Source organism: Bradyrhizobium sp. KBS0727 (genome assembly GCF_005937885.2).
Classification (GTDB): Bacteria; Pseudomonadota; Alphaproteobacteria; order Rhizobiales; family Xanthobacteraceae; genus Bradyrhizobium.
Genome location: NZ_CP042176.1, coordinates 3,912,449 through 3,930,966, shown reverse-complemented (window position 1 = coordinate 3,930,966; position 18,518 = coordinate 3,912,449). Strand labels below are relative to the sequence as shown.

Annotated in this window: 17 protein-coding genes and 2 tRNA genes; 13 read left to right on the top strand and 6 right to left on the bottom strand. The window is 63.2% G+C overall.

Translation table 11 applies throughout. The annotated features are described in order from the left end of the window. Window positions 1–52 precede the first annotated feature (52 nt). From FFI89_RS18175 to FFI89_RS18165, 3 genes are all read left to right on the top strand, one after another. Window positions 53–865: a tRNA-uridine aminocarboxypropyltransferase gene (locus FFI89_RS18175; RefSeq protein ID WP_138838887.1), complete on the top strand. Its 813-nt coding sequence runs from the start codon at window positions 53–55 to the stop codon at window positions 863–865. 150 nt (window positions 866–1,015) lie between these two features. Further along, window positions 1,016–1,633 (top strand): dTDP-4-dehydrorhamnose 3,5-epimerase family protein, encoded by a 618-nt coding sequence (locus FFI89_RS18170; protein WP_138838885.1) that lies wholly within the window; start codon window positions 1,016–1,018, stop codon window positions 1,631–1,633. Window positions 1,634–1,677: 44 nt separating this feature from the next. Continuing rightward, window positions 1,678–2,640, top strand: a complete 963-nt coding sequence (locus FFI89_RS18165; RefSeq protein WP_168212928.1) for a glycosyltransferase family 2 protein — start codon at window positions 1,678–1,680, stop codon at window positions 2,638–2,640. A gap of 59 nt (window positions 2,641–2,699) precedes the next feature. On the opposite strand, the gene FFI89_RS18160 is transcribed toward FFI89_RS18165, so the two are convergent. Then, window positions 2,700–2,773 (bottom strand) — tRNA-Cys (locus tag FFI89_RS18160). A 54-nt stretch (window positions 2,774–2,827) separates the two neighbouring features. Beyond that, complete coding sequence (locus FFI89_RS18155) at window positions 2,828–3,007, bottom strand: hypothetical protein (RefSeq protein ID WP_138838881.1); 180 nt, start codon at window positions 3,005–3,007, stop codon at window positions 2,828–2,830. A gap of 1,046 nt (window positions 3,008–4,053) precedes the next feature. On the opposite strand from FFI89_RS18155, the gene FFI89_RS18145 reads away from it, so the two are divergent. Then, on the top strand, window positions 4,054–4,320 hold the full coding sequence (locus FFI89_RS18145; RefSeq protein WP_138838880.1) for a PepSY domain-containing protein: 267 nt from the start codon (window positions 4,054–4,056) through the stop codon (window positions 4,318–4,320). Window positions 4,321–4,541: 221 nt separating this feature from the next. Further along, on the top strand, window positions 4,542–5,531 hold the full coding sequence (locus tag FFI89_RS18140) for a L,D-transpeptidase family protein (RefSeq protein WP_371722520.1): 990 nt from the start codon (window positions 4,542–4,544) through the stop codon (window positions 5,529–5,531). 143 nt (window positions 5,532–5,674) lie between these two features. Here the strand turns inward: FFI89_RS18140 and FFI89_RS18135 are convergent. Next, a tRNA-Asn gene (locus FFI89_RS18135) sits at window positions 5,675–5,749 on the bottom strand. A 269-nt stretch (window positions 5,750–6,018) separates the two neighbouring features. Here FFI89_RS18135 and FFI89_RS18130 point away from each other — a divergent pair. From FFI89_RS18130 to FFI89_RS18105, 6 genes are all read left to right on the top strand, one after another. After that, the gene (locus tag FFI89_RS18130; protein WP_138838876.1) at window positions 6,019–6,198 is read left to right on the top strand and encodes a hypothetical protein; all 180 of its coding nucleotides are present in this window, start codon (window positions 6,019–6,021) and stop codon (window positions 6,196–6,198) included. A gap of 125 nt (window positions 6,199–6,323) precedes the next feature. After that, window positions 6,324–6,995: a protein-L-isoaspartate O-methyltransferase gene (locus FFI89_RS18125; RefSeq protein ID WP_138838874.1), complete on the top strand. Its 672-nt coding sequence runs from the start codon at window positions 6,324–6,326 to the stop codon at window positions 6,993–6,995. A 247-nt stretch (window positions 6,996–7,242) separates the two neighbouring features. Then, a complete protein-coding gene (locus FFI89_RS18120) occupies window positions 7,243–8,649 on the top strand; it encodes a TolC family outer membrane protein (protein WP_138838872.1) in 1,407 nt (468 codons plus the stop codon). A gap of 411 nt (window positions 8,650–9,060) precedes the next feature. Next, a complete protein-coding gene (locus FFI89_RS18115; protein ID WP_138838870.1) occupies window positions 9,061–9,843 on the top strand; it encodes a PopZ family protein in 783 nt (260 codons plus the stop codon). 350 nt (window positions 9,844–10,193) lie between these two features. Further along, window positions 10,194–13,055: a valine--tRNA ligase gene (locus tag FFI89_RS18110; RefSeq protein WP_138838868.1), complete on the top strand. Its 2,862-nt coding sequence runs from the start codon at window positions 10,194–10,196 to the stop codon at window positions 13,053–13,055. A gap of 141 nt (window positions 13,056–13,196) precedes the next feature. Beyond that, window positions 13,197–13,583 carry a VOC family protein gene (locus FFI89_RS18105; RefSeq protein ID WP_138838866.1) on the top strand — a complete coding sequence of 129 codons (387 nt, stop codon included), beginning with the start codon at window positions 13,197–13,199 and terminating at the stop codon, window positions 13,581–13,583. A gap of 747 nt (window positions 13,584–14,330) precedes the next feature. Here FFI89_RS18105 and FFI89_RS18100 read toward each other — a convergent pair. Then, window positions 14,331–14,936, bottom strand: a complete 606-nt coding sequence (locus FFI89_RS18100) for a DNA-3-methyladenine glycosylase (RefSeq protein WP_138838864.1) — start codon at window positions 14,934–14,936, stop codon at window positions 14,331–14,333. 175 nt (window positions 14,937–15,111) lie between these two features. Between FFI89_RS18100 and lipA the strand changes: the two genes are divergently transcribed. Further along, a complete protein-coding gene (lipA, locus tag FFI89_RS18095; RefSeq protein ID WP_138838862.1) occupies window positions 15,112–16,071 on the top strand; it encodes a lipoyl synthase in 960 nt (319 codons plus the stop codon). Window positions 16,072–16,075: 4 nt separating this feature from the next. Beyond that, window positions 16,076–16,531, top strand: coding sequence for a type II toxin-antitoxin system RatA family toxin (locus FFI89_RS18090; RefSeq protein ID WP_138838860.1), 456 nt, complete (start codon window positions 16,076–16,078; stop codon window positions 16,529–16,531). Here the strand turns inward: FFI89_RS18090 and FFI89_RS18085 are convergent. Both FFI89_RS18085 and FFI89_RS18080 read right to left on the bottom strand, forming a co-directional pair. Beyond that, window positions 16,528–17,133, bottom strand: a complete 606-nt coding sequence (locus tag FFI89_RS18085) for a CinA family protein (RefSeq protein WP_138838858.1) — start codon at window positions 17,131–17,133, stop codon at window positions 16,528–16,530. The genes FFI89_RS18090 and FFI89_RS18085 overlap by 4 nt on opposite strands. A 1-nt stretch (window position 17,134) precedes the next feature. Then, complete coding sequence (locus tag FFI89_RS18080) at window positions 17,135–18,316, bottom strand: bifunctional 2-C-methyl-D-erythritol 4-phosphate cytidylyltransferase/2-C-methyl-D-erythritol 2,4-cyclodiphosphate synthase (protein ID WP_138838856.1); 1,182 nt, start codon at window positions 18,314–18,316, stop codon at window positions 17,135–17,137. Window positions 18,317–18,518: the final 202 nt, after the last annotated feature.

The following is an 18,518-nucleotide window of genomic DNA, read 5'->3' as shown; positions in this document are numbered from 1 at the left end:
GCTTTGAGCCTGCGATGTTGCTGGCGACCGTCGCGGAGCGTATAGCGGGCGGATGTCAGACCAGTCAGACGCGACCAGCACCATTCCCGAGGAAATTCCGGACTGCCCGCATTGCGGCAAGCCGCTGCCGCTCTGCATCTGCGAAACCATCGAGCCGATCGAGAACAAGGTCCAGCTCCTGATCCTGCAGCACCCGCAGGAGCAGGACAGGGCGCTCGGCACGGCGCGGCTGGCAGCACTGCATTTCCCGGATGCGGTCGTCAAAATCGGCCTGTCCTGGCCAAGCCTGTCCAAGGCACTGGGCCGCACCGTCCATGACCCGTCGCGCTGGGCGATCCTCTATCTCGGTTCGGCCAAGGTCGCCGACCTCGATACCGACAAGGAAATCGTCGCGATCAACCGCAAGGGCGAACTGGAGCCGCACCAGCGCGCCATCCTCGAGGACATCGAAGGCATCGTGCTGCTCGATGGAACCTGGAGCCAGGCCAAGGCGCTGTGGTGGCGCAATGCCTGGATGCTGAAGTGCCAGCGGGTCATTCTCGGCCCCAAGCGGGCGTCGCGTTACGGGGGGCTGCGCAAGGAGCCGCGACAGGACGGCCTCTCCACGATCGAGGCCGCAGGCCTGCTGCTGGCGGGGCTCGAGAAGCGGCCGGATATTGCCGAGACGCTCAACAGCAGTTTCGACCGGATGCTGGCGCGCTACCGGGAGGTGCAGGACGAGATGCCGGAACTCGCGCCCAAGCCGAAGAAAAAGGATTATCGCGGCTACAAGGGCCGGAAAGGCGCCAGGAAGGGTGTCAAGAAAGGTGTCAAGAAAAGCGTCAAGAAAGGTGCGAAAAAGGCTGCAAAACCGCGCGCCAAATAAGGCTGACGATCGGCAGGAATGCAGCTACCTCGCGGGATTACCCTCCAACCGAAGGGCGCGAGACACCACCGGGCCGCAAACCGCCGACGAGCGGCCGGTGCGGCATCTTGACGCCAAGCCTATCCCGCCTGATGCGCCATAGGCTCCTATTTGCCTCTCGCGGGCTGGATGTATATTCGGATGCCAGACCCGTCGCCCTTGGACAAGCTTGCTACGGCCACGATGAAAAAAACGCCGACGATTCCGATCCGGGACTGCGCGCCTGTCGCGGTGAAAGCCAACGCCGACGATCGCGGTTGCCTGTTCGAGATTTTCCGGGAGGAATGGGTCGGGGCTTTCAAGACCGTGCAGTGGAACGCCTGCAGCTCGCGGGCCGGCGTCATGCGCGGCGTCCATGTCCATGTGGACTATGACGAGTTCTACACCCTGCCGATGGGCCGGGTTTTCATCGCGCTCCGGGATATCCGAAAGGCGTCGCCGACATTCGGCAACAGCATCGGCCTCGAATGGTCGGCCGCCGACGGCTTCGCCATTCCGGTGCCCGCGGGCGTTGCCCACGCGGTATTTTTCCTCGACGACTCCGTTCTCGCCTTTGGTCTAAGCGGGTACTGGAAGGCCGAACTCGATGTGCTGGGCTGCCGCTGGGATGATCTCGACCCGTCGTTGAAATGGCCGGTGGAGAGCGCACGGCTTTCATCCCGGGATACGGAGTCGGGATCATTTGCCGATATGGTGACCCAATATGAGGCGATGTCGTTTATTGCCTGAGCAGACGAGAATCCTTATGCCTGGTCCGTGGCGAGTTGTGCATCGTGGACAATGACCCCGCCGCATCGGCCGCGGCGCCGGCGGTTTCCGTCGTCATAGCAACCTACAACAGGACCCACACGCTCCGGCACGCCGTGCAGAGCGTCTGCGATTCGTCGTTCGGCGACTGGGAGCTCATTGTCGTCGGCGATGCCTGCACCGACGATACCGCCGAATGCGTTGCATCCTTTGGCGACCCGCGGATCCGCTTTGTCAATTTGCCTGAACGCAGCGGCGACCAGTCCGCTCCCAACAATCACGGCGTGGCCCTGTCGCGCGGAAAATATCTCGCGTTCCTGAACCACGACGACATCTATCTTCCCGACCATCTCGCCACCTGCGTGGCTGAGCTGGAGCAAAGCGGCGCCGACCTCGTCTGGGTGCCGTGCGCCGTCGCCCGCCCCAAGGCCGCGGCCGATAGCGGCCGTCCGTTCTCATTCGCCCTTATCGGCGTCCCCCAGACCGCTTCCGGTTTTTCTCCCTTTGCCACCTGTCTGGCCTCGTCGTGGGTGTTTCGGCGAGGTCTCGCCGATCGCGTCGGGCCGTGGCAGCCGGCGGACAGGCTGCACGTGACGCCGTCGATGGACTGGCTGTTTCGGGCGTGGCGTTCCGGGGCCGTGCTGCGATTCCTGCCCGCTGTAACGGTGATCGTCGTACTCGCAGGGCCGCGGCCCGGCAGCTATGCGCGTACAACCAGCCCGGAGCATGATCTGATCACCAGATCGCTTCGGGAGGATCCGAGATACCGGGAGCGAATTCTGCAGGAAGCGGCTGTGAACGAAGCGATGGATCGATTTCGCAACGAGCGGTATCCGCAAGTCAGGCTGCTGCGGCCGCTGTTACTACGGCCGATCTACTGGCTGCTGATTCGGGCGGGAATTCATCCGCTGACACTGCCGCACGCCATCGTGTATGGCCGCCGGGGCGGGCTTGTTCGAAAGCATCGAGCGATCACCGGCGCGGAATGACCGCGGCGGCAGTTCCCGCGATCTCTCACACAATTAGGCTAAGCCATTGATTTTATGGATGGAGGCCACGTCCGGAATTGAACCGGAGTACACGGTTTTGCAGACCGTTGCGTAACCACTCCGCCACGTGGCCCCATCGGCGGACTAGCTACAATCTCCCCGGGATTTAAGCAATCCCGGTGTCTTGTCAGCAGGCGGCGTACCAGCCTTCAGGAAACGGAACCAGCGGCCAGGGCGCGCGGTTATCGTTGGCGGCGCGCGGCGGTTGATAACGGGGCAGGGACTGGGCCAAGAAATCATCCTCCGGTTCGGGCGCAATTGCCGTCTGCACGGCATCCAGCAACAGGTCGAATTCAACTTCACTCATCGCGCTCTCCAACGTTCGAGAGCTCACGATGCCAAAAGGGTTTTGTTTCCAGATTGAACGGATCGCTCGCATTTTAATGAATGCGCGATCGCGGCAAGTTTGGTTACTAAAGAGTTTCCCCGGATCGACGCTATCCCCGCTTGTGCGGGGTCACTTGTGAGAAAAATCACATTCGCGAAAATTAATTCGCGTTGGCCGGGATGACGCTTGCCTTGTCAAGGCGCGGTCGGATCAGGGAGACGCGGTCGGTGGTGGGCGACAGGGCGGTCTCACGCACAGATTCCCCCGGGGCTGCATTGAATGGCCCAAGGGAATCAGGTTGCGGGAATCTGGTTGCGCATCAGCTCTCTCCAGTTGCGCTTAGTCTGAGGGAGTTCGCGGAGAGGCTGCGCGCCGTTTGGGAACGCGGCTCAAGCTGGCGCGCTACCAGCCTCGGCCAACACCGACGCTGAACCCCGGTCCATAAACGCCAATGCCGGGCTCACGGTAGTAGTCGCGATCGTAGCCATAGTAGCGCTGCCGGGGAACATAATAGTCGTCTCTGGTGATTACCCGACGGTCACCGCGGGTATGCCAGCATTGGCCGGCGTCGTTACAAACGAGTCTCGCCTGATGAAGCAGAGGCGAACTCTCTCCGACCTGGATCTCGTCAGCCGCATAGACGCTCGACGCCATGAGGGCGCCAGCGCCCGCGAGAAACGTGACTATCAGTCTTCTCATGTTCATTTCTCCTCTGAGTGGGACCTCCCTAAAGAAACGTCTTGCTCGGAGCACCGTTCCAATAAAGCACCGCTCCAATAAATTGAGCCCGTCCACCAGGATGGTGAGGAAGTATGCCGGTTGCCGCTGGAAATCATTCATTGGTGCCGCGGCCTCGTTGCCAAGGAATCGTCAACAATTTGCCGCAGCAGCCAAAAGTTTGCGCAGCTTCGTGATGTCAGAAATGGGAATGCGCCGGCCTTCGAATAGTTTCTCAGCCATGTCGGGCTGCAGTCATGTCGTGCTGCAGTGAAGTACGACAGGATGGAATCGAGCAGGAGTATCCGATGCGAAAATACATCATGCCAATCGTCGCGGTCGTGGCGCTGGGAATGGCAACACCGGCCATAACACCGGCCATGGCGTATGACGCGGGCGGTATTCTTTCGATGCAGGAAGCGCTGGAAGTTGCGGCCAATACTGGTTTGACCACGGTATCCCATACTCAATTTGCCGGCGACAAATGGGAAATCCAGGGGCGGGACAGGGCGGGCCGCTACATCGAGGTGGCAGTCGAAGCCTCTACCGGTGATGTGCTCTGGGTCAACCGGTAGTCCGACGGTGCCGGTAAGGAAGAGACTCCATTGCGCGGCTGAACGCAGAGAAAGGCGGACACTGTGAACGGTGAGCCGGGAGCAACAACTCGGTAGCATTGCCTTGCGAATGACCGGGAAAAATCGGCAGTTCGTTCTGGTCATTCTGGAACCTGGAGCGCCGTCGAAAGTTTCTCGGCGGTGGGTGGAAAGAGAAAAAGGCTCCTGGAATGGCGCTCCCTATGAAGCGCTTCTGCATCGGCGTCGCGCTCTCGCTGATGGCGAATTCGGTGTCGGCCGCCGAGATGAAGCCGGACGTGATCGACACCGCCGAACCATCGGTGAAGGCTCTGTCCAGCGAGAAAGCGACGCCGTTTGGCATTCGTCTGCAGGTGCTTCTGGATCGTGCACACTTCTCTCCGAGTGAGATCGACGGCAAGTTCGGAGAGAACGCCAGGAAGGCGCTGCGCGCGTACGCTGAGTCGCAGCAATTGCCGGGTTCAGACACCGTGACCGACGAGACCTGGAGAAAACTGGTCCAGGACGATCGGCCCGTGCTCACCGACTACACCATCGTGAACAAGGACGTCTCCGGACCTTTCCTGCCGAAGCTGCCCTCCAGAATGGAGGACATGAAGGACATTCCGAGGCTGGACTTTACCAGCCCGCGAGAGGGGCTTGCCGAGAAATTCCATATGAGCGAACAGCTCCTCTCAGCCTTGAACCCGGCCCAGCATTTCGATCGCGCCGGAGACAAGATCATTGTCGTCGATACGCGCGCCGGACAGGCTACGGTCCCCATCAAGGCCGACAGGGTCGAGGTCGACAAGGGAAGGCAAGCCGTCAAGCTGTTCGACAAGACGAATACCTTGATCGGCTTTTACCCCGCGACGGTTGGCAGCGAAGAGAAACCATCGCCCTCCGGTACCTTGAAGGTGACCGAGATCAGTCGAAATCCAGTCTACCGCTACAATCCCGACTATCATTTCAAGGGGGTCCACTCGCGGAAGGCCTTTACGATCCGACCCGGTCCGAACAACCCGGTCGGCACGGTATGGATCAACCTCTCGGCCGAGGGTTACGGCATCCATGGCACGCCTTTTCCGGGGCAGATTTCCAAGGCCGAGTCGCATGGCTGCATCCGGCTGACGAATTGGGACGCTGAACGCGTTGCCGAACGCGTAGCCAAAGGCATCCAGGTTACCTTCGTGGAGGGCGCGCGGGTAAAGTAGCGGTTGCCATTGCTGGTCGCAAAACGGCAGCGTCTGGCTGCTTTGCCTTCGTGCTTCGCAACGTCGCAGGGCACGGCGACGCGTCCACGGCGACACGCAGCGGGGGCAGCAGGATCGGGGGATAAGGATAGGAACAGGCCGTCTGGCTCCCCGGGCTGGATTCGAACCAGCGACCATTCGATTAACAGTCGAATGCTCTACCGCTGAGCTACCGAGGAACAGGCGAACAATCGTTCGCGAGCCGGGAGCGTATAACAAAGCCTTTCGGGCTTGCAAAGGACCAAATGGCGGCTCGGAGCCTGGTATCGCACGGAAGCGTAAAGGCGCTGTCCTGCAAGGGTTTGCGGCCGGTTTTTCGCCTTTGTCGGACACGATCTGTAACGTAACCGCGCAATGCCGCCATCCCCTGATGTCATGGGCTGGCCGCCAAATCGACTCAATCCGGCCTGAGCCTCCGCGGATTGTCTGGTTCACGGGAGCTGATTCCATGCCCATCATTGCGACCGACCTGATACGAGCGGTACCCTCGATTGTCCCAAGCGACGTCCCGGCCCTGAGCGACGACGAGTGCCTGCTTCGGCTGGCGCGCGCCGTTGACCACCACGATTCCGAAGATCTGGACGAGGTTGCGCGGCTGATCGGCCGGCTGATCGTGACCATCGAATAGCGGGTATTCGGAAGGCGCGACCGGTGTGTTGCGTTTTGCCGGAGCTTGTACCAAAGATGACCCGGTTTTAGCTCTCGGTTCCAACTCTCTTGCGGCAACGCCGCATGCTTTCAGGGTCTCAGCCTATGTCCGGTTTTTCGACCGCGCGCCAGAACATGGTCGATGGTCAGGTGCGCCCGAGCGACGTCACCGATGCCAGAATTATCGATGCCATGCTGGCGGTGCCGCGCGAGGCCTTCGCGCCCGAAAACAAGCGCGCACTGGCCTATCTGGACCTCGATCTCGATGTCAGCGAAGGCGGGCAGGGGCAAGCCAAGCGGTTCCTGATCAAGCCGGCGGTGCTGGCGAAGCTGCTGCAGGCGGCCGAAATCAAGGAGACCGATCGCGTGCTGGTGGTGGGCTGCGCGACCGGATACGCCGCCGCCGTGATCGCTCAATTCGCGGGGCAGGTGACGGCGACCGAGAGCGATTCGGCGCTTGCGGCGAAAGCCACGGCGATCCTCGCCCAGAATGGCTGTGGAAATGTCGCGGTCCGGACGTCGGCTGCGGTGGACGGAGACCCGGCGAACGCGCCCTACGACGTCATCCTGCTCAACGGCGCGACCGAGATCGTGCCGGAGCGGCTTTATGGCCAACTGCGGAACGGCGGCCGGCTGGCTGGCGTTTTCGCGATGTCACAGCCGCCGCTGGCCACGCTGGTGACCCGCTCCCCCGGGGATTTCGGGCACCGGACACTGTTCGACGCCTTCGCGCCGGTGCTGCCGGGCATGGAACGGCTTCCCGCCTTCGTTTTCTAGTCTTTCCGGCCCGCTTTGGGCGCCCGGCTGCTGCGAACGCCGTTAAAATCCCGTTCTGAATCAGAAGTGTGGCCGGATTGCCCCACGTTAAGAGTTTCGTCTGCGTTCGCTCGCGGGGAGGTTCCGTCCGGCTCAGCGGCGGAATAAGGTGAGCCGGGACTCACTTCGACCGAAGCGAAGCTGCTCCACGTTCATGGGTCTGTTCATGGGTGTGGCGCGGCGAAACGAAATGAATGGATTTCCAGGGATGCATGGGGTGAAGGCTTTCACTGGAGCTGCGGCTTCGGTCCTTCTGTTAGCTTGTATGGGCCCGGTGCCTGCCCTGGCGGACACGATCGAGGCGGCGTTGGTACGCGCCTATCAGAACAATCCGCAGCTCAACGCGCAGCGCGCGCAGGTGCGCTTCACCGATGAAAACGTGCCGCAGGCGTTGTCGGGCTATCGCCCGAAGGTCGGCGTCACGGCCAGCGCCGGTTATCAATATACCGACACGCTCGCCACCGCCGGCGGCGACGCGAACCATCTTTTACGCACCCAAGTTCACGGCGCCAATCCGCCGCGCAGCGTCGGCGCCACCGTCACGCAGACCCTGTTCAACGGCCTGCAGACCGCCAACAAGACCCGCGCAGCGGAGAGCCAGGTCTCGGGCGCGCGCGAAGCGTTGCGGGTGCTCGAACAGACCGTGCTGCTGTCGGCGGCCACGATCTACATGGACTATCTGCGCGACTCCGCCATCGTCGAGGTTCAGCGCAGCAACGTGCGCGTGCTCGAGCAGACGCTGAAACAGACGCGCGACCGCTTCAATGTCGGCGAAGTGACCCGCACCGACGTCGCGCAGTCGGAGGCGCAGCTCGCCGCCGGCAAGACCCAGCTTCTGACCGCGGATGCCAATCTCGTCACCACGAAATCGAACTTCCGCCGCATCATCGGCAACGATCCGGTGGCGCTGGCGCCGGGCTCGCCCGTCGATCGCTTCCTGCCGGGAACGCTGCCCAGCGCCGTCGATCTCGGCCTGACGGAAAACCCCAACGTCACCGCGGCGATGTTCGGCATCGACGTCAGCTATCTCCAGGTCAAGGTCAACGAAGGCGCGCTGTTGCCGACCGTGACCCTGCAGGCCGCCGTCCAGCAGACCTATGAAACCACCATGACGCTGCAACGGTCGTTCGGCGCGTCCGCGACCGCGCAGTTGACGGTTCCGATCTATCAGGGCGGCGCCGAATACTCGCTGATCCGCCAGTCCAAGGAAACGCTGGCGCAGCAGCGCCTCGTGCTCGAACAGACTCGCGATCAGACCCGCGCCAACGTCGCCACCGCTTGGGGACAACTGGTGGCCGGCAAGGCGCAGGTGCAGTCCGCGCAATCGCAGGTCACGGCGTCCGAAATCGCACTGAACGGCGTCCGCGAGGAAGCCAAGGCCGGACAGCGCACCACGCTCGACGTGTTGAACGCGCAGCAGGCGCTGGTCAACGCACGCGTTGCGCTGGTCACGGCACAGCATGACCGTGTCGTTGCATCCTACTCGGTGCTGAGCACGGTGGGCCGGCTGTCGCCGCAGGTGCTTAATCTGCCGACAACGGTTTACGATCCGAGCGTGCACTATCAGCAGGTGCGCGATAGCTGGGCCGGCGTACGCACGCCGGACGGCCGCTGATATCAGCGGCGTCTACGCTCGCTGCGGCGTTTACGCTCGCTGCGGCGTTCGCCCTCATAGCAGCTTCGTCGATGCTCTCCGCTGTATCGTTACTCCCGTAGCATTACCGTGCACGCGGAATGAATCGTTGTCTGGCGGCATGTGCCCGGCGCGTTTGCTTGCAAATATTTATCGGCATGACGTACCGTTCTCGGGGTGAGCTGAGCGATTCGCGCCGCGTCTTTTACATCTCACGGCCGCACGCCGGGTAGCCTGGGGGTAACCTTGGGGGAGCAGGACGCCTGTGCGATGCATCGGGTGGGCCTGATCTGGGGACAAGTCAGGCTGCGCGATGAAAATCCCGGCCTGCACATCCGGAACCGGAAAATCCTTCCTGGCTTGGTGTAAATTGGTTTCGATGTGGAGTCGGAGATGACGCAACCTGCAAAGGTCCAAGAGCCCTCGATGGAGGAGATTCTGGCGTCGATCCGTCGCATCATTGCCGACGACGAGGCCAAGCCTGCTTCTGCCGAAAAGCCTGCGTCCGCCGAGAAGCCGGCAGAAAAGGCAGTGAGCCGGGCCGCGGCAGCCAGGCCGGAGACACCGGCCAAGCCCGCGATGAAGGATATCCCGCCGTCGGCCTTTGCTCCGGCGCCAAAGCCCGCCGCCGTTGCCAAGCCCGCGCCACCGCCTGCGCCCGAGCCAGCCGTCAGCAACAACCAGGATGACATCGATGCGATGCTGGCAAGCCTCGACGCGGCAACGCCCGAGGCAGACATAAGGCCGTCACAGCCCGAAGCTCAACCCGAAGCCGACGTGTTCGAGCTCACCGACGACATGGCGTTGCCGGATCCGACGCCAGCCGCTCCCCAAGCCGCTTCATTCCACAAGATCGATCCGCAGGACGACCTCGAATTTTCCGAGAGCGCGGGCGCCAGGGCGCTGCACCGGCAGCCGGCCTACGAGCCGCCGCCGTTTGAAAGCGCACCCGCACCACCACTGCAGCAGATGCTGTCGCACTCGACGGTGTCAGCGGTCGAATCCGCCTTCAATTCGTTGGCCAACACCGTGCTGAGCAACAACGCGCGGACGCTGGAAGACCTGGTCAAGGAAATGCTGCGGCCGATGCTGAAATCCTGGCTCGACGACAATCTGCCGGGATTGGTGGAGCGCATCGTCAAGGCCGAGATCGAACGGGTGTCGCGCGGACGCTAGAGCGTTTTCCAGCGAAGCACGCCCTCGGACTTGATCCGTGGGTGGAAACTGGTTCGCGTCAAGAAAACGCGTCAAATAAAAACTTGGAGCCCCGTTCCGATTCCATCGGAACGGGGCTCCAGCACCCGGCGAACCCGCGTCCGGCCCTGATTCAGCCACCCCGACCGGCTTTATTGCGGCTTCTTGCGGCCGGTCAGGTTGACTTGCGGCTTCCCAGTGGCTTTCTAGGGACCTGTCCGGTTCCGTCCACATCCAAATCGGGCGCTAGCTCATTGTTTTGACACGTTTTCTAGCCCGCTAGCCGGGTCAGGTGGCGGTCCAAAACGCCCTCCAGATTCAACAGCGTTGTCATGATCGAGAAAAACTACCAGCCCGCCGATATCGAAAGCCGCATGTCCGCCATATGGGAGGCGAGCGGCGCCTTCAAGGCCGGCCGGCCCGAACGGAAGGACGCGGCACCGTTCACCATCGTGATCCCGCCGCCGAACGTCACCGGCTCGCTGCACATGGGCCACGCGCTCAATAACACGCTGCAGGACATCCTGTGCCGCTTCGAGCGGATGCGCGGCCGTGACGTGCTGTGGCAGCCCGGCACCGATCACGCCGGGATCGCGACCCAGATGGTGGTCGAGCGGCAGTTGCTGGAACGGCAGGAGCCGGGCCGGCGCGACATGGGGCGCGCCAAATTCCTCGAACGCGTCTGGCAGTGGAAGGCGGAGAGCGGCGGCGTCATCGTCAACCAGCTCAAGCGGCTCGGTGCGTCCTGCGACTGGTCGCGTGAACGCTTCACCATGGACGAAGGGCTGTCGCGCGCGGTCGTGAAGGTGTTCGTCGAACTGCACCGCGAAGGCCTGATCTACAAAGACAAGCGGCTGGTCAACTGGGATCCGAAACTGCTCACCGCGATCTCCGATCTCGAGGTAGTACAGACCGAGGTCAAAGGAAATCTCTGGTATCTGCGCTATCCGATCGAGGGCAAGACCTTCAATCCCGACGACGCCTCGACCTTTATCGTGGTCGCGACCACGCGTCCCGAAACGATGCTGGGCGATACCGCCGTGGCGGTGCATCCGGAGAATGAGAGTCTCGGGCATCTGATCGGCCAGCATGTGATCCTGCCGCTGGTCGGCCGCCGGATTCCGATCGTCGGTGACGACTATGCCGATCCCGAGAAGGGATCGGGCGCGGTCAAGATCACGCCGGCACACGACTTCAACGACTTCGAGGTCGGCAAGCGGCATGGGCTGCCGCAGATCAGCGTGCTCGATCGCGAAGGCCGTCTCGCGCTCGTCGATAACGAGGATTATCTGCGCGGCCTGCCGGAAGGCGCCGCCCAGCTCGCCGAAGAGCTGAACCATGTCGATCGTTTTGCGGCGCGAAAACAGATCGTGGCGCGGCTGGAGGATTTCGGTTTCCTGGAGCGGATCGAGCCGAACACGCACATGGTGCCGCACGGCGATCGTTCCGGCGCTGTCATCGAGCCCTATCTGACCGACCAGTGGTACGTCGACGCCAAGACCATGGCGCAGCCGGCCATTGCCGCCGTGCGCTCCGGCGCAACGGCGTTCGTGCCGAAGAACTGGGAAAAGACCTATTTCGAATGGATGGAAAACATCCAGCCCTGGTGCATTTCGCGTCAGCTCTGGTGGGGCCATCAGATCCCGGCCTGGTACGGGCCCGACGGCAAGGTGTTCGTCGCCGAGACCGAGGAGGAAGCCGTCGGCAACGCGCTCGGCTATTACGTCGAGCAGGAAGTCATCACGCCGGAGCAGGGCGAGGAGATGGCGCAGGACCCTGCCAAGCGCGAGGGCTTCATCGTCCGCGACGAGGACGTGCTCGACACCTGGTTCTCCTCAGGGCTGTGGCCGTTCTCGACGCTGGGCTGGCCCGACGATACGGCGGAAGTGAAGCGCTATTACCCGACCAACGTGCTGGTCACCGGCTGGGACATCATCTTCTTCTGGGTCGCCCGCATGATGATGATGGGCCTCCATTTCATGAAGGAGGCGCCGTTCTCGACGGTCTATATCCACCGTCTCGTCCGTGACGAGAAGGGCGCCAAGATGTCGAAGTCGAAAGGCAACGTCATCGATCCCCTGGGCGTCATCGATGACTTCGGCGCCGACGCGCTGCGCTTTGCGCTGGCGCGTGGGGCTGCCCACAGCCACGACATCAAGCTCTCGCCGCAGCTCGTCGAAACCAATCGCAACTTTGCAACCAAGCTGTGGAACGCCTGCCGCTTTGCCGAGATGAACGGCTGCGACAAGCCGGCCGGTTTCGATGCGCACGACGCAAAGGAAACCCTGAACCGCTGGATCGCGCACGAGACGTCGCGCGCCACGCGCGAGGTCACCGAGGCGATCGAGGCCTATCGCTTCAACGATGCCGCCGGTGCGATCTACCGTTTCGTCTGGAATGTCTATTGCGACTGGTATCTGGAGCTGGCGAAGCCGGTACTGATGGGCGAGGAGGGCGCCGCCAAGGCCGAGACCCGCGCCATGGTCGCCTGGGCGCGCGACGAGATTCTCAAGTTGCTGCATCCGTTCATGCCCTTCATCACCGAGGAACTCTGGGCGGTGACGGCCAAACGCGATGGGCTGCTGGTGCTGGCCGAATGGCCGCGCAAGGGCTTGTCCGCCGAGCAACTGGCCTCGATCGCGATCGCGAGCCCCAGCGACGCGATCATTCCGCCGGTCATCCGCGCGCTCGACGCCGGGGATTTCAGCGATCCGGCAGCGGAAGCCGAAATCGGCTGGGTGGTCGATCTCGTCACCGCCATTCGCTCGGTGCGTTCGGAAATGAACATTCCGCCCGCGACCCTGATCCCGCTGGTGCTGCCGGGCGCATCGTCCGAGACCAGGGAGCGCGCGCAGCGCTGGAACGACATCGTCAAGCGCCTGGCGCGCCTGGCCGAGATTTCCATCGCCGATCGCGCGCCGGAAGGCGCCGTGCAACTCCTGGTGCGCGGCGAAGTGGTGGCGCTGCCGCTGAAGGGCGTGATCGATCTAGCCGCCGAGAAGGCCCGGCTCGACAAGGAAATCGTCAAGGCCGACGCCGACATCAAGCGCGTTGACGCCAAGCTCGGCAACGAGAAATTCGTGGCGAATGCGCCAGACGAGATCGTGGAAGAGGAAAAGGAAAAACGCGAGGCTGCGGTCGCGCGTAAAGCGAAGATTCTTGAGGCGCTGGAGCGGCTGAAGAAAGCGTCTTGAACGGGGTCTCCGTCATGGCCGGGCTTCGTCCCGGCCATCCACGTCTTTCTTGTTGCTGTGGGCCGAAGACGTGGATGCCCGGCGCAAGGCCGGGCATGACGAAGTCGGACGAAGGAGCTGAATCCTTTAGCGGAGCCAACAATGCTCGACCACGTCTCCATCACCGTATCCGACATCGCCGCGGCCGAGCGGTTCTATGACGCCATCATGAAGACGCTCGATGTCGTCAAGGTCGGCCGCCGCGACGACTGGCTCGGCTATGGCGAGCGGGCACGTTCGGCCTATCCCGACCGCGTTTATCTCACGATCCGCAAGGGCCCAAAGCCGGAGGACGCCCTCGGCCGTCATTGGTGCTTCAAGGCGAAGTGGCGGACCCAGGTCGACGCGTTCTGGGACGCCGGCATCGCCGCCGGCGGCAAGGATGACGGCGTGCCGGGCCTGCGCGACTACCACGCTTCCTACTACGCCGCGTTCCTGCGCGATCCCGACGGCAACCGGATCGAGGCGGTCTGCCATCACGCGGTGTAAGAGGGGGCTCACTGCGCTTGGCTTGACGCACGTATTCTCGTCGGTTTCGGCGGGTGGCCGCATGCACTGCTTCGCTTGCGCGCGCAATGACGAATTCATTTCCCGCTCTGCGACAAATCAACCCGTCGGGCAAATCACCCAAAGTCTGTCCAGCCCTCTTCGAAAAAATATTCCCGTTGCTCCGTCGGGCAAATCAGGAGTTCAACTCCGCCCGTCTACCGCGACAAGAGGGGCGATCGCGATCGTCACGACCGTGCGGTGGGATGCGATGGACGCGAAGGCTGCGACTGACGAGCGCGGCAAAAGCGTACGGCGAAGTCGTATGGGCCTGACGTCCCGGTGCTGGCGTCAAGTCGGCGGAAGCGAAAGTTTCCAATGATGATGGTGGCAAGCAAGCCGGTCACCAGGGCGATCACGTATAAGCCGTAAAGCCATTGCGTGGGGGAGGCCGGGTGTTCTCCGCTGAACCTGTATGCTCGTGTGCACATCTTGTTGCATCTATCGCACGCGAGACCGCGGGTGCAGCGCGCACCCGGTCTTCCCCGCGCCCTCTATCTTCTGAGAGGGCAAACGAAATGAAAAACTTCGGGCAGATCATGCCGCGAGATTGCGAAGTCGTATGTTTGCATCCCCCGTCATTCCGGGGCGCCGCAACGCGGCGAACCCGGAATCTCGAAGTTCCGGGTTCGTGCTTCGCACGCCCCGGAACGACAGTCTCTCACCGTGACAGCTTCGATGCGCCCATTGTCAAAATCGCTTGCTCAGAAACCGCGAGTCCTTCAGCCCATACCGCCATGGCAGATCGACGGCCTTGGTAATCCCGATCCGCACGCCGGCGACGATCTCGGGCTTCCCCATGCGCGCATGCAGCGCGAACGGCGAGGCATCGAGCGGCAGTTCGCTGTGCGCGATGGTAATGCCGAGCGCTTCGCAGAGTTTTCCGGGGCCGGAACACAGCGCCCGCTCGTCGTGCAGGCCGCGACGGCGGCGCATCGCTGGAATGCCGTGGGTCGGCTCCAGTGCGCGGATCAGCACCGCGCTGGCCGAGCCTTCCTTTTCGCAGACGAAGTTGACGCACCAGTGGATGCCGTAGGAGCGGTAGACGTAGGAAAAGCCGGGAGGGCCGAACATCACCATGTTGCGGGGCGTCGGCCCGTTGAAGGAGTGCGCGGCGGGTTCGGTATGGTGATAGGCCTCGACCTCGACAATGATGCCGCCGACGCCGTCGACCAGCAGCGTCGCCCCGATCAGGTCGGGTGCGACCTCGTGCACGCTGCGGGCAAAAAACGAGCGTTTCAGCGGCTTGCCGAGGCTGCGGGCGGCGGCAACGGCCGGCTTGGGACTTCGAACCATTTCAGGTGAGAATCGCTGTGGAACAGGTGAAAACTGTCAATATCTTGCACGTTTCTGCTAGCTTCGGCGATGCCGGATTGCGGACTTCCGCAATCGGATGGCGGTATTCCGCAATCGGGTTGCGGCCGTCGGCGACACGGACTAGCTAGGTGTTTCAGCAACTGCCGGACTTAACATGGTCGTCCTTGTCGATACCGTCTCCACCAACCAGGTACGCCCGCGTCACCCCGAAAAGGTGAACCGGCCGGACGCGCTGTCGCCGCCAAAGCCGGACTGGATCCGGGTGCGGGCGCCGAACACCCGCGGCTACGCCGACACGCGGAAAATCGTCAAGGAGAACGGTCTCGTCACGGTGTGCGAGGAGGCCGGCTGCCCGAACATCGGCGAGTGCTGGGACAAGAAGCACGCCACCTTCATGATCATGGGCGACACCTGCACCCGTGCCTGCGCGTTCTGCAACGTCAAGACCGGCATGCCCGGCGCGCTCGATGCGTCGGAGCCGGAACATGTCGCGGAAGCGACCTTCAAGCTCGGGCTTGCCCATATCGTCATCACCTCGGTCGATCGCGACGATCTCGGCGATGGCGGCGCCGAACATTTCGCAGAGACCATCCGCGCGATCCGCGCCCGCTGCCCGACCACCACGATCGAAATTCTGACCCCGGATTTCCTGCGCAAGGAAGGCGCGCTCGAAGTGGTCGCCAAGGCCAAGCCCGACGTGTTCAACCACAATCTGGAAACCGTGCCATCGCGTTATCTCACGGTCCGCCCGGGCGCGCGCTACTTCCATTCGATCCGGCTGTTGCAGCGGGTCAAGGAAATCGATCCCACCATCTTCACCAAGTCCGGCATCATGGTCGGCCTCGGCGAGGAGCGGCACGAGGTGCTGCAGGTGATGGACGACTTGCGTTCGGCGGACGTCGATTTCCTCACCATCGGGCAATACCTGCAGCCGACCCGCAAGCATCACGCCGTGATGCGTTATGTGACCCCGGACGAATTCGCGGGCTACGAGAAGGTCGCCTATACCAAGGGTTTCCTGATGGTGTCGGCGAGCCCGCTGACCCGCTCGTCGCACCACGCCGGCGACGATTTCGCCAAACTGCAAGCGGCCCGGGCTGCACTGTCGCGTTGAGCCGATGCCGAGATTTTCCAGCAAACGCCGGGTTCATCACACCGCGGCCCAAATGTTCGATCTGGTCGCCGACGTCGAGCGCTATCCGGAATTCGTGCCGCTGTGCCATTCGCTGAAGATCCGCCAGCGCACGCCAAAGCCCGACGGTACCGAGATCGTCGTCGCCGACATGACGGTGTCGTTCAAGCTGGTGCGGGAATCCTTCACCAGCCGGGTGACGCTGGACCGGCCGAACCTCAAGATCCTGGTCGAGTACCTGAAGGGGCCGTTCAGCAATCTCGAAAACCGCTGGACCTTTGAGCCTCGGTCCGAAACCGACTGCGACGTCGGGTTTTTCCTCAGCTACGAATTCAAGAGCCGGATGCTGGCGATGTTGATGGGCACGATGTTCGACGCGGCGTTCCAGCGCTTTGCGGCAGCGTTCGAGAAGCGCGCCGATGCGGTGTACGGCAAGGGCTAGCGCGGTGCTGGCGGCCGCCGGCGTTTGACGGCGCCGCCGCGGGGCGTCCGGGCGACGCGGGGGCGCAGCCGGCTCGCGGCAGCGCGGCGTGGCTTCGCCGGCGCCTGCGGTCCGCGCGCCAGTTCCATCAGCATGCGCAGGGCCTCGACCACGGAGCGCTGGCGCACGGTGGTGCGGCCGATGGCGCCGAACCGGCATTCGCGGTGCAGGATGCGGCCGTCGCGGGCGGCGACGGCGAAATGCACCAGGCCGACCGGCTTGCCCGGCGTCGCACCTCCGGGACCGGCGATACCGGTAATGGATACCGCGAGATCGACGCCGGCGCGTTCCAACGCGCCGATCGCCATCGCGGTGGCGGTTTCCTTGCTGACGGCGCCGAAGGTCGCCAGCGTGGTCGCCTTGACGCCGAGCATCGCGCGCTTGGCGTCGTTGGAATAGGTGACGAAGCCGCGATCGATCACGTCGGAGGAACCGGGAATGTCAGTCAGCGCGCCGGCGACGAGGCCGCCGGTACAGGATTCAGCGGTCGCAACCGTCAGCTTGCGCATCCGGCACAGGTCGAGCAGCGAGCGGGAGAGGGCGCGGGCGTCGCTGCCGCTCATGCTATTCGCTCCAGGGCAAACGGATGGTGGCGCTGGCGGTCGCGGCGATGCCTTCCTCGCGGCCGGTAAAGCCGAGCCGCTCGCTGGTGGTCGCCTTGACGGCGACGCGCGAGACGTTGACGCCGGTGATCTCGGCAATGCGTGCGCGCATGGCGTCGCGAAGGGGACCGATCTTCGGACGCTCGCAGATCAGCGTGACCTCGAGATTGGCGATCCGGCCGCCGCGCGCGGTGACGCGCTCGATGGCGTATTTGAGGAATTTGTCGGACGCGGCACCCTTCCACTTGATGTCGCTGGGCGGAAAATGCGAGCCGATGTCGCCGTCCGCCAGCGCGCCGAGGATGGCGTCGACCAGAGCATGCAGGCCGACATCGCCGTCGGAATGGGCGAGAAAGCCGCGTGTGTGCGGCACGCGGACGCCGCAGATCATCAGGTGATCACCATCGCCGAAGGCATGTACGTCATAGCCGGTGCCGGTCCTGATGTCGCCGAACTGGCTGGCGAGGCGGGCTTCCTCGCGGACGAAGTCTTCGGGGGTGGTCAGTTTCATGTTCGCAGGATCGCCTTCAAAGGTCGCCACCGTCAATCCCGCCCACTCGGCGAGCGCCGCATCGTCGGTGAAATCGCCGCGGCCGTCGCGCGCAGCGCGGCGATGAGCCTCGAGGATGACGTCGAAGCGAAACGCTTGCGGCGTTTGCGCGATCCGCAGCCGCGCGCGTTCAGGCGTCGCCTCGACATCGCCGGTATCACCGACCTGCTTGATGGTATCGGTGACGGCGATCGCCGGAACCGCGGCGCCGGTGCGCTCCGCGGCGGCGATCGCGCGCGAAATCACCGCCGGCGTCACGAAGGGACGGGCGGCGTCGTGGATCAAAACGATGTCGGGCTTCTCGGCGGCCAGCGCCTCAAGACCGGCATGCACCGAGGCCTGGCGCGTCGCACCGCCGTTGGTCGGAGGCTGATGGCGCAGCCCCGCTACGGCCTCGTTGAAGATCGCGGCGTCATCGGGGTTGACCACGGGCTGCACGGCGAACACGTCCGGGTGCTCGCAAAACGCCTCCATGGCGCGGAAGATGACGGTCTGGCCGCCGATAGTGCGGTATTGCTTGGGCCCGCCGGCGCCGGCGCGAAGGCCGCGCCCGGCTGCGACGAGGATGGCGGCTGTACGCTTGGATTTGGGCATCAGACTCAATGACGGACGAATTGGGGTTGAGGGACGGCGTTGCGGCGTTCGCTGGCGCACAGCCCTTACCATGCCGAATGCGCAAAAACAGAGCGATTCCCAATAGCTGTGGGAAAAGCAGATTTTGTTGCAGTGCACTTGCACAAATGATAGAACTGTCTAAAGTGTAGGCATGAAGCTTGACTGCACAAGATTTGTGCTC

Bases quoted from the DNA above. Each gene is read 5' to 3' on its own strand.
- FFI89_RS18100 (WP_138838864.1), bottom strand. From the start codon at position 14,936: ATGGTTCGAAGTCCCAAGCCGGCCGTTGCCGCCGCCCGCAGCCTCGGC.
- FFI89_RS18145 (WP_138838880.1), top strand. From the start codon at position 4,054: ATGCGAAAATACATCATGCCAATCGTCGCGGTCGTGGCGCTGGGAATG.
- FFI89_RS18175 (WP_138838887.1), top strand. From the start codon at position 53: ATGTCAGACCAGTCAGACGCGACCAGCACCATTCCCGAGGAAATTCCG.
- FFI89_RS18085 (WP_138838858.1), bottom strand. From the start codon at position 17,133: ATGAGCGGCAGCGACGCCCGCGCCCTCTCCCGCTCGCTGCTCGACCTG.
- FFI89_RS18125 (WP_138838874.1), top strand. From the start codon at position 6,324: ATGTCCGGTTTTTCGACCGCGCGCCAGAACATGGTCGATGGTCAGGTG.
- lipA (WP_138838862.1), top strand. From the start codon at position 15,112: ATGGTCGTCCTTGTCGATACCGTCTCCACCAACCAGGTACGCCCGCGT.
- FFI89_RS18115 (WP_138838870.1), top strand. From the start codon at position 9,061: ATGACGCAACCTGCAAAGGTCCAAGAGCCCTCGATGGAGGAGATTCTG.
- FFI89_RS18155 (WP_138838881.1), bottom strand. From the start codon at position 3,007: ATGAGTGAAGTTGAATTCGACCTGTTGCTGGATGCCGTGCAGACGGCA.
- FFI89_RS18130 (WP_138838876.1), top strand. From the start codon at position 6,019: ATGCCCATCATTGCGACCGACCTGATACGAGCGGTACCCTCGATTGTC.
- FFI89_RS18140 (WP_371722520.1), top strand. From the start codon at position 4,542: ATGAAGCGCTTCTGCATCGGCGTCGCGCTCTCGCTGATGGCGAATTCG.
- FFI89_RS18110 (WP_138838868.1), top strand. From the start codon at position 10,194: ATGATCGAGAAAAACTACCAGCCCGCCGATATCGAAAGCCGCATGTCC.
- FFI89_RS18105 (WP_138838866.1), top strand. From the start codon at position 13,197: ATGCTCGACCACGTCTCCATCACCGTATCCGACATCGCCGCGGCCGAG.
- FFI89_RS18120 (WP_138838872.1), top strand. From the start codon at position 7,243: ATGCATGGGGTGAAGGCTTTCACTGGAGCTGCGGCTTCGGTCCTTCTG.
- FFI89_RS18090 (WP_138838860.1), top strand. From the start codon at position 16,076: ATGCCGAGATTTTCCAGCAAACGCCGGGTTCATCACACCGCGGCCCAA.
- FFI89_RS18080 (WP_138838856.1), bottom strand. From the start codon at position 18,316: ATGCCCAAATCCAAGCGTACAGCCGCCATCCTCGTCGCAGCCGGGCGC.